Source organism: Methylotenera sp. G11 (genome assembly GCF_000799735.1).
Taxonomy (GTDB): domain Bacteria; phylum Pseudomonadota; class Gammaproteobacteria; order Burkholderiales; family Methylophilaceae; genus Methylotenera.
In genome coordinates this window covers 927,538-941,367 of record NZ_JUHH01000001.1, presented here as the reverse complement: position 1 = coordinate 941,367, position 13,830 = coordinate 927,538, and the positions used below count along the sequence as shown (strand labels likewise).

Below are 13,830 nucleotides of genomic sequence, written 5' to 3'. Positions count from 1 at the left end.
AATTATTCCCTAATTTATCGGGAATATTGAGCGAGTTAAGCTAAAGATAAGTCAATGATTCAGTTAAGGGGTAAGCCTGGCCTGGCTAAGTCAAGCGCTGATGCATTCCTTGCTGATGGCTTCCAGCGCAGCTAACGGGTCGGCCGCCTTTGTGATTGGCCTGCCGATTACAAGATAGCTTGAACCCAGTGCCAGTGCGTCAGCAGGGGTTACGATGCGCGACTGGTCATCTTTGCTTGCGTTGGCTGGGCGGATACCTGGCGTCACCAGGCAGAATTCCCTACCCAGGTTCGAACGCAGCATTTGCGCTTCAAGCGCTGAGCACACCACGCCATCGAGGCCAGCCTGCTGTGTGAGGCGTGCCAGGTTCAATACATGGGTTGGCAGGTCAGTATGGATGCCTATCTGGTTCAGGGTTTCCTGATTCATGCTGGTTAACACCGTTACCGCGATCAACAGCGGTTTAGCCGCGCTGCGATCGACAGCCTGTTTGGCAGCCTGCATCATTTCAATTCCGCCGCTTGCATGAACATTCAGCATCCATACACCCAGGTTGCTCGCAGCGCTACAGGCTTTGGCAACGGTATTGGGAATATCGTGAAATTTCAGGTCCAGAAAAACGCCGAAATTCGAGCTGGCGAGTTTTTCAACAAATTGAGGACCTGCCGCCGTGAACAGTTCCTTGCCGACTTTTAAGCGGCAAAGCGCCGGGTCAAGCTGGCTGACTAATTCAAGTGCGCTGTCTGCATCTGCGTAATCCAGTGCTACGATGATTTTCGGGTCGTGATGATTGCTCGAGTTTGCTTGCATAGTTTATGTTTGTCTTTTCGTTACGTGGTGCCAATATCAGATAGTAGTAGGTTCAGCCGGCAGCGCTTCCCATGCATTGCATGCAGGGCATTGCCAATGATGGTATTTAGCTTTGAATCCGCATTGTTCGCAATGATAGGCGGTTTTGTTGCCGATAGCATGACGTACCGCCTGCTGCATCAGCTGGGTATCTTGCAGGTTGCCATCTTGCGGGTGACTGGTTTCCAGGATGGCACGTGCCTGCAGCAGCAAATCCAGAGTATTCAGGCTTGGCATCCTGATCAGCTCGTTACGTGCAAGCCGGGCTGCATGTTCAGCGCCTTGTTCGGCCATTGTCGCTTCATAGAGGACTGCAAGCAGCGAACCCAGCTGGTAGGTTTGCAGGTATGTCTGCAGCAGGCTCAGGCCTTCGTCCGTCTGGCCTAGCGCACGGAAACTCGCCAGCAGCTTGGGCGCGATCAGGCCGAGGTATTCCGGTTTCTGGAATTCGATGCGTTTCCAGACGGAGATGGCGGCTTTATGATTGCTGGCTTCGGCTTCCAGGTCGCCTAGCAGTACATTCGCACGCACGCAGTTTTTATCGGCATTGAGTGCCTGGTCGAGTTCGAACCGTGCAGTGTGCGTATCGTTTGCAAGTTTTGATTTTAAGGCCATTTCGCAATAGTAGTTTGCAATCTCGACGCGGAACGGCACGCCGGAAATTCTTTCCAGTTCAGTCGCTGCCTTGATTGCGCGCTCCCATTCACGTTCACGCACATAGATTTCGAGCAATGCGCGCAAGGCGGGTTGGCGGTACCTGTCATCATCCAGTGATTCAAACAGCTCTTCTGCACGGTCAAACAGGCCGGCTTTGAGGTAATCCTGCGCAAGTTCTGCCGTTACGGCCAGTTTCTGCTGTGGTTCAAGCTGTTTTTTCTCGAGCAGGTGTAAGTGCAGGTGGATAGCACGGTCGACTTCACCGCGCTTTCTGAACAGGCTGCCTAATGCGAAATGCAGCTCAAGGGAGTCTGTGTTAGCCTGCACGGCTTCCGTAAAGGCTTCAATCGCTTTGTCCTGCTGATTGGTGATCAGGAAATTCAGCCCTTTGAAGTAGGCTGCGGGCAGTGCGGTGGATTCAGCCAATAGCTGCTTCAGGTCGACGCGGGCAGCCAGCCAGCCTAAACTGAAAAATAGGGGCAGTGCCAATAACCACCAGAACTCGAATTCCATAATGCGTCACTTTATTAATACGTTATATCGTATTTTACCTGAATTGCGTTTGTGAGAAGTGAGATAAAAGATGAGGGTAAAGCAAAACACGGCTAACCGCCGATAAAACATTAAGATTGTTATCGTCAGTGTGTAGCTTGTGGCGACTTAGGAGTTTTAAAAGGTTTTTGTAGTTCTTACGCTTTTGTAGTTTAGCTGGATTGCCACACTCTAAGGGTTTAATCGGGCTTTATCCCATTTGATGTGTGAGAACACCTGGCTCTGCTGCATAGTTATGTTTTTGAGGTGTTATCGGCGTGCATCGGCGTTTATCGGCGGTTAATTGTTGGGTTTTATAAACATTTCAGGTATAAAAAAACGGCAGCCTGGTGGCTGCCGTTTTAAATGGAACTAAAACAATAGTTAGCTTAAATCGACTCGTTCGCGTAACTCTTTGCCTGCTTTAAAGTGCGGTACATGTTTTTCAGGTACTTGCACTTTGCTGCCGGTTTTAGGGTTGCGGCCCAAGCGCGGCGGACGATAATTCAAACTAAAGCTTCCAAAGCCTCTAATTTCAATGCGTTCGCCAGCAGCAAGGTTGTCTGACATTGCGTCCAGAATGGCCTTGACTGAAAGTTCGGCATCTTTCATCACCAGTTGCGGAAAACGCTCCGCCAATAGCGTGATTAGCTCAGATTTTGTCATTATTATCTGCCTTTTTAACTACTTATTATTTTTTGCTGTCCAATTTGGCTTTCAATAAAGCGCCAAGGTTGGTTGTACCAGCAGCTGCACCGTCATCCGGTAATTGAGCAGCTTCTTTAGTTTTTGCAGATTTAGCTTTTGGTTTAGCTTCTGATTTATCATCGGAAGATGCGCCTGATGGATCCGCAGACAGTTGTTTCACGCCTAATGAAATGCGCTCTTTTTCAACGTCGATTGCCAGGATAACAGCTTCAAGCTCGTCACCTTTTTTGAAGTTGCGGATCGCTTCTTCGCCAGATTGTGTCCATGACAGGTCTGACAGGTGAACTAAACCGTCGATGCCGCCTGGCAAGCCGATGAATACACCGAAGTCAGTGATTGACTTGATTTGGCCGGCAACTTTGTCGCCTTTAGCGTGCGTTGCAGAGAAGTCATCCCATGGGTTTGGCTGGCACTGTTTCATACCTAATGACAGGCGACGGCGTGCTTCGTCAATTTCAAGGATCATCACTTCAACTTCGTCGCCCAATTGTGCGATTTTGCCTGGGTGGATGTTTTTGTTTGTCCAGTCCATTTCTGAAACGTGAACCAAACCTTCGATACCCGGTTCGATTTCAACGAAAGCACCGTAGTCAGTCAGGTTTGAAACTTTACCGAACAGGCGTGTACCTACTGGGTAACGGCGTGCCAGAGCAACCCATGGGTCGTCGCCCAATTGTTTGATGCCCAATGAAACGCGGTTTTTCTCTTGATCGAATTTCAGGATTTTTGCTTCAACTTCTTCACCGACAGTCAACACTTCTGACGGGTGTTTAACACGGCGCCATGCCAGGTCAGTGATGTGCAGCAAGCCATCGATGCCGCCCAGGTCAACGAATGCACCGTAGTCGGTGATGTTTTTAACGATACCTTTAACCACTGCGCCTTCGGTCAATGTGCCGATCAGTGCTTCGCGGTCAGCGCCAGCGCTAACTTCCATTACAGCACGGCGTGAAACAACGATGTTGTTGCGTTTGCGATCCAGTTTGATCACTTTCAGGTCGCATTCTTTGTTTTCGAATGGCGTAGTGTCTTTAACCGGACGTACGTCAACCAGTGAGCCTGGCAGGAATGCCATGATGCCATTTACAGAAACGCGTAAACCGCCTTTTACTTTACCGCTTACGAAGCCTTTGATGATGCGGCCTTCGTTCATTGCGTCTTCGAGGTCTAACCATGTTTCCATGCGTTTTGCTTTTTCGCGTGAAAGCACAGTAGAGCCGAAACCGTCTTCCAGTTTTTCAATGGCTACTTTAACAAAGTCACCCACTTGAACCTCAAGTTCGCCTTGAGCATTACGGAATTCAGCAGCGTCAATAACGCTTTCAGATTTAAGACCAGCGTTAACGATCACGTGGTCGTTATCAACTGCGGTTACTTCAGCCGTGATTACTTCGCCAGAGCGCATTTCCTGACGTGCCAAGCTCTCTTCAAATAGAGCTGCAAAAGATTCCATCGGTGAAGCAGAAGATGTAGTAGAAGCCATTAAAAAAAATACCTAAGATTAATCCCGCCTAGCAGCGGGGTAGTTAAAAAACTGCACATCTGTGTGATGTAGCAGACCTTTAAAGTTTATATCCAAACTTTGAACCGGTAATTATAACTAAAACATTGAAAAATAAAAGACTATTTGCAATTTTTATTGAGTTTTTTTGTGCCGGAAATTTTGCAAAACGGTATCAACGGCTTGGGCAATGGTTAGATGGTCTGTCTCAAGCAGGATTGCGTCTGCCGCCATTGCCAGCGGAGCGCTGGCCCTGCCTTGGTCCCTGGCATCGCGCTCACGCAGGTCGAGCAGGATCGCCTCATAATCAGCCGGCAGGCCTTTGCCCAGCAACTGCTTGTAACGGCGGTCAGCGCGCGTTTCTGTAGAAGCGGTTAAAAATATCTTCAATTGTGCATCGGGGAATATTACGGTTCCCATATCACGACCGTCAGCCACCAGGCCAGGCGTCTTGCGGAATTGGTGCTGCAGGTCGACCAGCGCCGCCCTGAGCGGGGCATGTACGGCAACCTGCGATGCACCTTTGCCCATTTCTTCGGTGCGGATGTCTTCTGAAATATCAGTGTTATTTAAATATACCTGCGCATTTTTAAATTGAATATCCAGTTTGGTTGCACATGCGGCGACTGCTTCAGCATTGCCCCAGTCTATGTTGTTTTGTTTGGCGGCAAATGCAACCACGCGATAAAGCGCACCAGAGTCCAGGTAACCAAAACCCAGCGCTTCAGCCACGAGCTGTGCGACGGTTCCTTTGCCGGATGCGGAAGGGCCATCTATGGCAATGACTGGAATCGGATTCTGAGCGGTATTATTCATTTAAAAAATTTATCGTTGTGGTTTTAATAATCAATTGGATTTAATCACTGCAAGCGCGGATCATAGCCATATCAATGCAGATAATACAGGAGCGCATATCATGGCTAAAACATTCTCGTTTGCGATTTTACACTTTACCGTCGCTTTCACGGTAGGCTATCTGCTTACCGGCAGCATGATGGTCGGCGGCTTGCTCGCTGTGATCGAGCCTGCCTGCAATACGGTTGTGTTCCATTTTCACGAAAAGGCATGGAAACGCTTCGAAGATAACAGCCTTGAGTCGCACGCCACAGCCTTTAACCCGGGCTGGATCCACTTACATTAGATTTTTTTGCAATTAGATTCCTGGCATTGCATTATCTGGCTAAGAAACCAGCTTTTTAAACTCTGCAAAATAATTCGGGAATGTTTTTGCCACGCAGTTAGGGTCATTGATCACGATCGGCACATTGCCCAGAGACACCAGTGAGAAACACATCGCCATGCGGTGATCGTCATAAGTATCGATCACCGCATTGGGGGTGAGCTGTGCCGGTGGCGTGATTTTGATGTAGTCGGCGCCTTCTTCCACGATTGCGCCGACTTTACGCAATTCCGTTGCCATGGCCGCAATACGGTCTGTTTCTTTCACGCGCCAGCTGGCAATGTTGCGCAGGATGGTGGTACGCGCTTCATCGGATTGCCCTTGAGCAAACAAAGCGAGTATCGCCAGGGTCATGGCCGCATCGGGAATATGGTTGCAATCCAGGTCAATTGCCTTGATGCTGCCTGCCTTGAGTGCGGAGATGTGGTTCTCGGCATAGCTGATGTTGCCGCCCATCAATGCCAATGCCTCCGCAAAACGCACATCACCCTGAATGCTGTGTTCGCCAAGGCCTTCCACCGTGATGTTGCCTGCGATTGCCCCGGCAGCAAGGAAGTAAGAGGCGCTCGAAGCGTCGCCTTCGACAAAGATCTGGCCTGGTGAACGATAGCTGCTATTGGCTGGGATGGTAAAACTTTGCCAGCCATTGCGTTCTACGTTGATGCCGAATTTGGCCATCAGATTAAGCGTGATTTCAATGTATGGTTTGGAGATCAGTTCGCCAACGACTTCAATGGTAGCTTTTTGCTTCGTGAGCGGCAGCGCCATCAACAGTGCAGTTAAAAACTGGCTGGAAACATCGCCGCGAATTTTAATGGCGCTGGTTAAATCGAGTTTTGCCAGCGATATTTTTAAGGGTGGGAAACCGTCATTTTGCAGGTATTCAATATTTGCGCCAGCCTGTCGCAGTGCATCGACCAAATCGCCAATCGGGCGTTCATGCATGCGCGGCACGCCTGACAATTGGTAATCACCTCCGGCAAAAGCCAGCGCAGCGGTCAGTGGGCGGAACGCTGTGCCCGCATTGCCTAGAAACAAATCTGCGTTTTTGTTGGGGAAGTTGCCACTGCAACCCGTGACGCGCCATGCATTTTCAGAAAAATTTTCCAGTTTGACGCCCAGTGATTGCAGCGCTTCCAGCATGCGCGAGGTGTCGTCTGAAGCCAGCAGGTCGCGTATTTCCGTCACGCCATCTGCCAATGCTGCCAGCAACAGGGTGCGGTTTGAAATGCTTTTCGAGCCGGGCAGGGTGATGGTGCCTTGCGCATGGGTACTGGCTGAGAGGGTAAGTTGTTCCATTTTTACGGTTGTGCTTAATTAAGTGCTTAATAAGATAGTGATGAAGAATTACTGGTTCTGTTTCCTGGATTCGCCCCAGTTGTTGCGGGCAATACTTGCGCGCTCAAACAGGGCTTCCAGGCCTTTTGCATTTTCTGATTGAAGTAATTCCTGCAATTTTCTGAGTTCCTGCTGGTATGCCTCAAGCTCATTCAAAAGCGCTGTCCTGTTGGCAAGGCTGATGTCGCGCCACATTTCGGGATGGCTGCCTGCGATGCGCGTGAAATCCCTGAAGCCGCTGGCGGCGAAGCCGAACAACTGTTCGGCATTTGGCCTGGATGCAATGTCATCTACCAGTGCAAATGCCAGCAGGTGAGGCAAATGGCTCACGGCGGCAAAGATGCTGTCGTGCGTTGCGGCGGTCATTTCGCTTACATTTGCGCCGCAGGCCTGCCATAGCGATTTTACCTGCTGTATAGCCTGGGAGTCGGTTGCCGCTGCGGGCGTCAGGATCACATTCTTGCCGGCATACAAATCGGCCATGGCAGCCTTGACGCCGCTTTTTTCTGCGCCGGCAATCGGGTGTCCGCCTACAAACTGGCTAAACTGGCTGCCTAAAACTTCTTGCGCGCATTGCATGACATCACCTTTGGTGCTGCCGGCATCGGTAATCACGGTCGATGCTGCGAGATGCGGTTTGATGGCGTTCAGGATAGAGGCAGTCTGCGCAACCGGCGCCGCAATCAGGATCATGTCCGCGTTTCTGACCGCGGCGGCGATGTCGCTGGTCGCCACGTCGATAACGCCCAACTCAAGCGCTGCCTGCAGGCTTTCACCGGAGCGGCCGACACCGACAATTTCTGCCGTGTGTCTGGCTTTTTTTAAGGCAAGAGCAATCGAGCCGCCAATCAGGCCTACACCGAAAATAACAAGTTTTTTCAATTCAGGATCAGTTCAGTTAAATTTTAGTGTGAATTGTAGCATTTAACCGCGCTTTTATCCGCGCCTTGATGTTGCTGGCTTAATCACGTCCATAGTCGCTTTGTGTCAGGCAGGGCGCTGCATAAACTGTCTATTCGCCTGTTTCCCACTCGTTGTCAATGAGCTTTTCCAGCGGTTTGAAATTCTGTTTATACGCCATTTTCCGGCTGTCCCTGATCCAGTAACCCAGGTACAGGTAGGGCAGCCTCAATTGTTTCGCCCACTCAGCCTGCCACATGACGTTGTAAGTGCCGTAGCTGGTGTTAGGGTTGCCAGTGTCGTAGAAGGTGTAGACCGCGGAGAGGCCGTCGCTCACGATATCAATCACGCTGACCATCTTAAGTACCTGCTGATCCCTGAACTCTACCAGCACACTTTCTACATTGCTTTTGCATAAAAAGTTCTTGTACTGTTCGGCATCGTCTTCCGGGCTGTCGGTTTTGGCATGCTCATGGTGGCGCGCGCGCTGATATGCGGCGTAAAGCGCGTAATGTTCCTCATTAAACTCTACAGGAACCGCTGCAGCCGTCAGGTTCTGATGTTGCCTGAAAGCACGTTTCTGGCTGCGGCTTGGGCTGAATTTTTCTACAGGAATGCGTACGGGTACGCATTCATGGCAGTTTTCGCAGTGGGGGCGGTAAGCAAAGCTGCCGCTGCGGCGGAATCCCTGGTGTATCAGGCTGCTGTAAACTTCCGCATTGATGAGATGCTGCGGTGCGGCAATCAGGCTTTGCGCCATCCTGTTGGGCAGATAGCCGCAGCTATACGCTGTGGTGACATAGAATTGCAGTTTTTGCAGGGGTTGATCGCCAGGTAAGCTCATGGGGAAGATAGGTACCGTATATTATGTATGGCCGCCGGTATTGGCATAAGGTTCATTATTGCAGAGTAAGGCCAGTTTTGTAATAAACTCGTCGCGGTTTATTTCGCGCGCCCCCAGGCTGGCCAGGTGCGCAGTTTTCATCTGGCAATCTATCATGGCTATGTTTTGGGCTTCCAGGTGTTTTACCAGGCCGGCAAATGCGACTTTCGAAGCGTCGGTGACATGGTGAAACATGCTCTCGCCATAAAACATGCGGCCGATTCGGACCCCATAGCAGCCGCCCACCAGTTGGCCGTCAAGCCATGCCTCGGCTGAGATTGCATAACCTGCCTCATGCAGCGCGCAATAGGCGTTGACAACGTCCTGCGTGATCCATGTGCCGTTCTGCCCGCCACGCAGCGTGCTGCTGCAGGCTGAGATGACTTTGCGAAAGGCGGTATTGAAGCGTACTTCAAATTTCTGCTTTTTCAATGTCTTGCCGAGTGAGGCGGAAATTTTAAAGTCAGCAGGAAACAGCACCATGCGCGGGTTCGGGCTCCACCATAGAATAGGCTCGTCATCACTGAACCAGGGGAATATGCCTTTGCGGTAGGCTGCCAGCAAGCGTGGCATGGAAAGGTCCCCGCCGACTGCAATCAGGCCGTTAGGTTCGAGCAGCGCATTTTCGAGCGGAGGGAAAGCGCAGTCGCCATCGATGCAGGCAACGCGGCCATTCGGCAATTGGTAATAGGCATGGCTCATAAACTTAATCTTGATTCGCTGGTCTAGTTTAGACTATGCTTGAGGTATCGTTTTTTATCCTACCATTGATTTAGAACACATGCGCTTATTTGGCCATCATTTTCTGCATATTTTAGTTGTCCTGCTAACGACGGTGCTGATCGCGAACACTGTGTATGCCGGCGGCATGATGGTATCTGCGAGTTTTGGCAGTATGCATGGCGAACCTGCACAAATCACACAAACCACGCTTGCAGCGGCGCATGTCAATTCAGGGCACTGCCATGACCAGGCCGGATCCGAGCATCAGCATGACGCTGATGCACACCCTGCCGGCCATCCGCCTGTACCGTCATCGCAAATGCATCACAGCGACGGCCATTGCAATCACTGCATGGCCTGTTTTTCAATGATGGTTTACGACCAGCCAGCCATGGCGGCTGTTTCCGGCCAGCCTGTGCTGGCAGTTGCCAGCGGGGTGCTTTACCTGGCACCTGTGAATCCCCAACCAAGCAAACCACCCATCGCCTGACGGCTGTAAACAGATGCATGCGTAACCGGCTGCAAAAGCCTGAAACGCATTGCACCCGTATATTTTCGGGATTGATGCGCCCTGGCTGCGTCAATCCCAGTCAGTGACAGATGGAGGTTGTATGAGTATTGTAAAAATAATCCCTGGTCGAAACGGCTTGCTGCGCGGCCTGCCGCTATTGCTGGCCAGTGGGTTTGTGTTGAGCGGGTGTGCCGGTTTTTCTAAAGACGGTGGTTTGAACGATGTGAAATCCCTGACGCAGAAGCACATCAGGCAGGAGGTTGTGTGGCCAAAAACCGCAGCGGAACAGCAGCTTGCGGAAACGCAGGTGAAAGCGCTGCTGCAAAATGCGCTGGATGTCGAAAGCGCGGTGCAGCTTGCATTGCTGAGCAACAAGGGCTTGCAGGCTTCACTATTCAACCTTGGTATTTCCGAAGCGGATGTCGTGCAGGCTGGCCGGTTGCCTAACCCGAAGTTTTCGATGCTGTATGCTAGGCATAATGGCGATTACAAAATCGAGCAGGCGCTTACCTTCAATATTTTCTCACTGCTGACCATGCCGAAAATGCTGGAAATCGAGCGCCTTAATTTCGAGAAAGCCAAGCAGCAGGCTGCGCTTGAGGTCGTGAAACTGGCATACCAGACACGGCTGGCGTACTTTAACGCGGTCGCGGCGAATGAGCAGCTTGCCTATAGCATGCAGGTGAAAGAGTCGGCGGAAGCCAGCGCCGAGATGGCAAGGCGCATGGTCAAAGCCGGTAACTGGAACCAGCTTGAACTGGTGCGTGAGCAGGGGTTTTATGCGGATGCCAGTCAGGATGTGCTCGCAGCAAAACAGAAGCAGCAGGCCTCGCATGAGGCATTGTCGCGTCTACTGGGTATTCCCGTGCATCAGCTTGCCTTACAGAAGCGCCTGCCGGACTTGCCCGATACCATGGCTGAATCAGCGCAGTTCCAGCAGGAAACTTTCGAGCAGCGGCTTGATATACAGGCCGCGCGATCCCATGTGCAGGCGCTGGCCAAACAGTTAGGTCTCACTAAAGCGACCAGCGTGATTAACGTGCTGGAACTGGGGCCTGCGCGTGTGCTTGAAGGGCGGCGTGGGGATACCTATAAGAACGGCGTTGATATTTCATTCGAGCTGCCGCTGTTCGACTGGGGCGGGGCAAAGGTAGCGAGGGCGGAGGCAACTTATATGCAGGGGGTAAACCGCGCTGCCTATATCGCAGCCAATGCACAGTCGGAGATCCGTGAAGCCCATGGCCGTTACCGTACCAGCTACGATATTGCCCGGCATTACCATGATGAAATCGTGCCCTTGCGCAAAAAGATGCTGGACGAAAAACTGCTGCGTTATAACGGCATGCTGGTCAGCCCGTTTGAGCTGTTCTCTGATGCGCGTGCGCAAGTTGCCAGCGTGAAAACCTATATCGAAAAACTGAATGAATTCTGGCTGGCCGATACCGAACTGCAGATGACGCGTATCGGCAACCTGAATGCACTGGAAGGAAAAGAATAATGGAATCTCCAAACTTGAATCGGCGCGATTTTTTCAGGCTTGCCGGCGTTGCCGGGGCAGGCATCGCTTTAAGCGCAGTCAATAAAACGGCAATGGCCGCATTGCCCGAGATTGTTTCATCCGAAAAAGCCGACACGCAGGCGCCGCTTTATCCCGATACCGGGCGGCCATATAACCCGGTGGTCACGCTGAATGGCTGGAGCCTGCCGTGGCGCATGAACAACGGCGTGAAGGAGTTTCACCTGGTAGCTGAACCGGTAGTGCGTGAAATAGCCCCCGGCATGAAGGCGCACTTATGGGGCTATAACGGCCAAAGCCCGGGGCCCACGATTGAAGTGGTGGAAGGTGACCGCGTACGCATGTTCGTGACAAACCGCCTGCCGGAAAAAACCAGCATCCACTGGCATGGGCAGCGCCTGCCCAACGGCATGGATGGCGTGAGTGGCCTTACGCAGCCGGCCATCATGCCCGGTAAGACCTTTGTCTATGAATTTGTGGCAAAGCGTCCGGGCACGTTTATGTACCATCCGCATGCGGATGAAATGACGCAGATGGCGATGGGGCTGATGGGGAGCTGGGTTACGCATTTTAAGGATACCAAATTGATGCCGGTAGACCGGGATTTCGTATTCCTGCTGAATGCCTATGATATCGAGCCGGGCAGCTATAAACCCAAAACCAATACCATGCTCAACTTTAATTTATGGACATGGAATAGCCGCGCCTTTCCCGGGATTGATCCTTTGGTCGTGCGTAAAAATGACCGCGTGCGCATTCGTGTGGGTAACCTGACAATGACGAATCACCCGATTCACCTGCATGGGCATGAGTTTCAGGTAACGGGAACCGATGGCGGCTGGGTGCCGCCGGGAGCAAGGTGGCCGGAAGTCACGACTGACATTGCGGTTGGCCAGATGCGCGCAATTGAATTTGTGGCCGATGAGCCGGGCGACTGGGCATTGCACTGCCACAAGAGCCATCACACCATGAACGCCATGGGACACGAAGTGCCGACCTTGCTGGATGTTAACCAGGATGACCTGGTGAAAAAAATCAGCAACCTGGTGCCGGATTACATGGCAATGGGCGAAACCGGCATGTCGGAAATGAGCGATATGGCGGCGATGATGGATATGCCGCTGCCGGAAAATACGCTGCCGATGATGAGTGGCACCGGCCAGTATGGCGCGATTGAAATGGGCGGCATGTTCAGTACCCTGAAAGTGCGTGAAGGTCTTGCCCGCAACGATTACAGGGACCCGGGGCCTTACCGGCACCCCAAAGGCACTGTAGCGAGCGAATACAGCGGCACCGATAAAGTGCCGGAGGCAACAAGGCCGCCGGTTAATAATGCGCCGGCTGCGGTAGAGCTTCAGGTGCGTAAGCCGCAGGGGCATGGCGAACACAGCGGGCATTGAGGTGGCTAAACACCGTGAAAGGATAGGAATATGCGATACCTGATTGTTAAATATCTTGTGACTGCCGGTGTTGTGGTGCTGGTGTCTGAGTTAGCGAAACGCAGCGACAGGCTAGGCGGCCTGGTTGCGGCCTTGCCGCTGGTAACGGTGCTGACTTTGATATGGCTTTATGTCGAACAGCAGCCTGCGGGCAAGATCGCCAATCATGCCTGGTATACATTCTGGTATGTGATTCCGACACTGCCGATGTTCCTGGCCTTTCCGGTGCTTCTGCCCAGGATAGGGTTCTGGCCTACGCTATTGGCGTGTGTGCTGATTACAATGGCTTGTTTCGGTTTGTTTGCCTTGGTGGTGCGCCGCTTCGGGATAGAGCTGATCTGAAGGTAAGGGGTAAGATTCTCAATGACGGCGCTGTATTTAAGCGGGTATGGTTCTGGCAGGTAAAATTGGGGATCTAGGTATGGATAAAAAACAACATTGGGAACAGGTATACACTAGCAGGGCATCGGATAGTGTGAGCTGGTTTCAGAAGCATGCCGGCCAATCCCTGGCGCTTATTCACGGCACTGGCTTAAGTCAGAATGCAGCCATCATTGATGTGGGCGGCGGGACGTCGGTGCTTGTGGATGAGCTGGTGGCTGCCGGCTTCAAAGACCTGACCGTGCTTGATCTGTCGGCGGCTGCGCTGGAGGTGGCAAAGCAGCGTTTGGGTGATGATGCAGGCTCCATTCACTGGCTGCTGGGGGATATTACGAAAGTTGAACTCCCGCAAAACCGTTTTGATATCTGGCATGACCGTGCGGTGTTTCATTTTTTAACCGAACCGGAAGAGCGTCAGGCCTATGTACGGCAACTCATGCGTGCTGTGCGTCCCAATGGTCATGTCATTATCGCCACATTTGCCGAAGACGGGCCAGAAAAATGCAGTGGTTTACCGGTCATGAGGTATTCCCCGGAAGCGCTGCATGCTGAATTTGGTAATGCTTTCCATCTGGTCAGGCACATTAAAGAAGTGCATCACACGCCATCCGGCACCGAGCAGCAGTTTGTGTATTGTTATTTGCGCAAGGGCATTGATTAAGAATCAGGTGCTCAAGGCAGCCATTTGAACTTTGGATCAGTCAGTCAAAGCC

15 protein-coding genes are annotated in these 13,830 nt (G+C 51.8%); 6 read left to right on the top strand and 9 right to left on the bottom strand.

The window, feature by feature from the left end:
• Nucleotides 1-90: 90 nt before the first annotated feature.
• The 5 genes from pyrF to cmk all read right to left on the bottom strand — a co-directional run bounded on the left by pyrF (nt 91) and on the right by cmk (nt 5,062).
• Nucleotides 91-810, bottom strand: a complete 720-nt coding sequence (gene pyrF / locus GQ51_RS04190; RefSeq protein ID WP_047550159.1) for an orotidine-5'-phosphate decarboxylase — start codon at nt 808-810, stop codon at nt 91-93.
• A gap of 36 nt (nt 811-846) precedes the next feature.
• The gene (lapB, locus tag GQ51_RS04185; RefSeq protein ID WP_047550155.1) at nt 847-2,019 is read right to left on the bottom strand and encodes a lipopolysaccharide assembly protein LapB; all 1,173 of its coding nucleotides are present in this window, start codon (nt 2,017-2,019) and stop codon (nt 847-849) included.
• A gap of 402 nt (nt 2,020-2,421) precedes the next feature.
• Complete coding sequence (locus tag GQ51_RS04180; protein WP_047550152.1) at nt 2,422-2,703, bottom strand: integration host factor subunit beta; 282 nt, start codon at nt 2,701-2,703, stop codon at nt 2,422-2,424.
• Between the two features lie 25 nt (nt 2,704-2,728).
• Nucleotides 2,729-4,228, bottom strand: coding sequence for a 30S ribosomal protein S1 (gene rpsA, locus GQ51_RS04175; RefSeq protein WP_200884393.1), 1,500 nt, complete (start codon nt 4,226-4,228; stop codon nt 2,729-2,731).
• 153 nt (nt 4,229-4,381) lie between these two features.
• On the bottom strand, nt 4,382-5,062 hold the full coding sequence (cmk, locus tag GQ51_RS04170; protein WP_047550146.1) for a (d)CMP kinase: 681 nt from the start codon (nt 5,060-5,062) through the stop codon (nt 4,382-4,384).
• A 100-nt stretch (nt 5,063-5,162) separates the two neighbouring features.
• Here cmk and GQ51_RS04165 point away from each other — a divergent pair, with 100 nt between their 5' ends.
• On the top strand, nt 5,163-5,387 hold the full coding sequence (locus GQ51_RS04165) for a DUF2061 domain-containing protein (RefSeq protein ID WP_047553837.1): 225 nt from the start codon (nt 5,163-5,165) through the stop codon (nt 5,385-5,387).
• A gap of 39 nt (nt 5,388-5,426) precedes the next feature.
• On the opposite strand, the gene aroA is transcribed toward GQ51_RS04165, so the two are convergent.
• From aroA to aat, 4 genes are all read right to left on the bottom strand, one after another.
• Nucleotides 5,427-6,725 carry a 3-phosphoshikimate 1-carboxyvinyltransferase gene (gene aroA / locus GQ51_RS04160; RefSeq protein WP_047550144.1) on the bottom strand — a complete coding sequence of 433 codons (1,299 nt, stop codon included), beginning with the start codon at nt 6,723-6,725 and terminating at the stop codon, nt 5,427-5,429.
• A 48-nt stretch (nt 6,726-6,773) separates the two neighbouring features.
• Nucleotides 6,774-7,646: a prephenate dehydrogenase gene (locus tag GQ51_RS04155; protein WP_047550141.1), complete on the bottom strand. Its 873-nt coding sequence runs from the start codon at nt 7,644-7,646 to the stop codon at nt 6,774-6,776.
• Between the two features lie 130 nt (nt 7,647-7,776).
• On the bottom strand, nt 7,777-8,508 hold the full coding sequence (locus GQ51_RS04150; RefSeq protein WP_047550138.1) for an arginyltransferase: 732 nt from the start codon (nt 8,506-8,508) through the stop codon (nt 7,777-7,779).
• A gap of 21 nt (nt 8,509-8,529) precedes the next feature.
• The gene (aat, locus tag GQ51_RS04145) at nt 8,530-9,249 is read right to left on the bottom strand and encodes a leucyl/phenylalanyl-tRNA--protein transferase (RefSeq protein WP_047550135.1); all 720 of its coding nucleotides are present in this window, start codon (nt 9,247-9,249) and stop codon (nt 8,530-8,532) included.
• Nucleotides 9,250-9,328: 79 nt separating this feature from the next.
• Here aat and GQ51_RS04140 point away from each other — a divergent pair, with 79 nt between their 5' ends.
• The 5 genes from GQ51_RS04140 (at nt 9,329) to GQ51_RS04120 (ending at nt 13,778) form a co-directional block, all read left to right on the top strand.
• Nucleotides 9,329-9,760 (top strand): hypothetical protein, encoded by a 432-nt coding sequence (locus GQ51_RS04140; RefSeq protein WP_047550133.1) that lies wholly within the window; start codon nt 9,329-9,331, stop codon nt 9,758-9,760.
• A 121-nt stretch (nt 9,761-9,881) separates the two neighbouring features.
• Nucleotides 9,882-11,279, top strand: a complete 1,398-nt coding sequence (locus tag GQ51_RS04135) for a TolC family protein (protein ID WP_047550132.1) — start codon at nt 9,882-9,884, stop codon at nt 11,277-11,279.
• Entirely contained in the window at nt 11,279-12,697 is a 1,419-nt protein-coding gene (locus GQ51_RS04130) for a copper oxidase (protein ID WP_047550131.1), read from the top strand. Before GQ51_RS04135 ends, GQ51_RS04130 begins: the two co-directional genes overlap by 1 nt.
• Nucleotides 12,698-12,727: 30 nt before the next feature.
• The gene (locus GQ51_RS04125; RefSeq protein WP_047550129.1) at nt 12,728-13,078 is read left to right on the top strand and encodes a DUF3147 family protein; all 351 of its coding nucleotides are present in this window, start codon (nt 12,728-12,730) and stop codon (nt 13,076-13,078) included.
• Nucleotides 13,079-13,157: 79 nt separating this feature from the next.
• Complete coding sequence (locus GQ51_RS04120) at nt 13,158-13,778, top strand: class I SAM-dependent methyltransferase (RefSeq protein WP_047553834.1); 621 nt, start codon at nt 13,158-13,160, stop codon at nt 13,776-13,778.
• The last annotated feature ends 52 nt before the right edge of the window (nt 13,779-13,830 follow it).

Coding starts and splice junctions, on each gene's coding strand:
- GQ51_RS04125 (WP_047550129.1), top strand. CDS start 12,728: ATGCGATACCTGATTGTTAAATATCTTGTGACTGCCGGTGTTGTGGTG.
- rpsA (WP_200884393.1), bottom strand. CDS start 4,228: ATGGCTTCTACTACATCTTCTGCTTCACCGATGGAATCTTTTGCAGCT.
- GQ51_RS04165 (WP_047553837.1), top strand. CDS start 5,163: ATGGCTAAAACATTCTCGTTTGCGATTTTACACTTTACCGTCGCTTTC.
- GQ51_RS04135 (WP_047550132.1), top strand. CDS start 9,882: ATGAGTATTGTAAAAATAATCCCTGGTCGAAACGGCTTGCTGCGCGGC.
- GQ51_RS04120 (WP_047553834.1), top strand. CDS start 13,158: ATGGATAAAAAACAACATTGGGAACAGGTATACACTAGCAGGGCATCG.
- cmk (WP_047550146.1), bottom strand. CDS start 5,062: ATGAATAATACCGCTCAGAATCCGATTCCAGTCATTGCCATAGATGGC.
- GQ51_RS04140 (WP_047550133.1), top strand. CDS start 9,329: ATGCGCTTATTTGGCCATCATTTTCTGCATATTTTAGTTGTCCTGCTA.
- GQ51_RS04150 (WP_047550138.1), bottom strand. CDS start 8,508: ATGAGCTTACCTGGCGATCAACCCCTGCAAAAACTGCAATTCTATGTC.
- pyrF (WP_047550159.1), bottom strand. CDS start 810: ATGCAAGCAAACTCGAGCAATCATCACGACCCGAAAATCATCGTAGCA.
- aroA (WP_047550144.1), bottom strand. CDS start 6,725: ATGGAACAACTTACCCTCTCAGCCAGTACCCATGCGCAAGGCACCATC.
- aat (WP_047550135.1), bottom strand. CDS start 9,249: ATGAGCCATGCCTATTACCAATTGCCGAATGGCCGCGTTGCCTGCATC.
- lapB (WP_047550155.1), bottom strand. CDS start 2,019: ATGGAATTCGAGTTCTGGTGGTTATTGGCACTGCCCCTATTTTTCAGT.
- GQ51_RS04130 (WP_047550131.1), top strand. CDS start 11,279: ATGGAATCTCCAAACTTGAATCGGCGCGATTTTTTCAGGCTTGCCGGC.
- GQ51_RS04180 (WP_047550152.1), bottom strand. CDS start 2,703: ATGACAAAATCTGAGCTAATCACGCTATTGGCGGAGCGTTTTCCGCAA.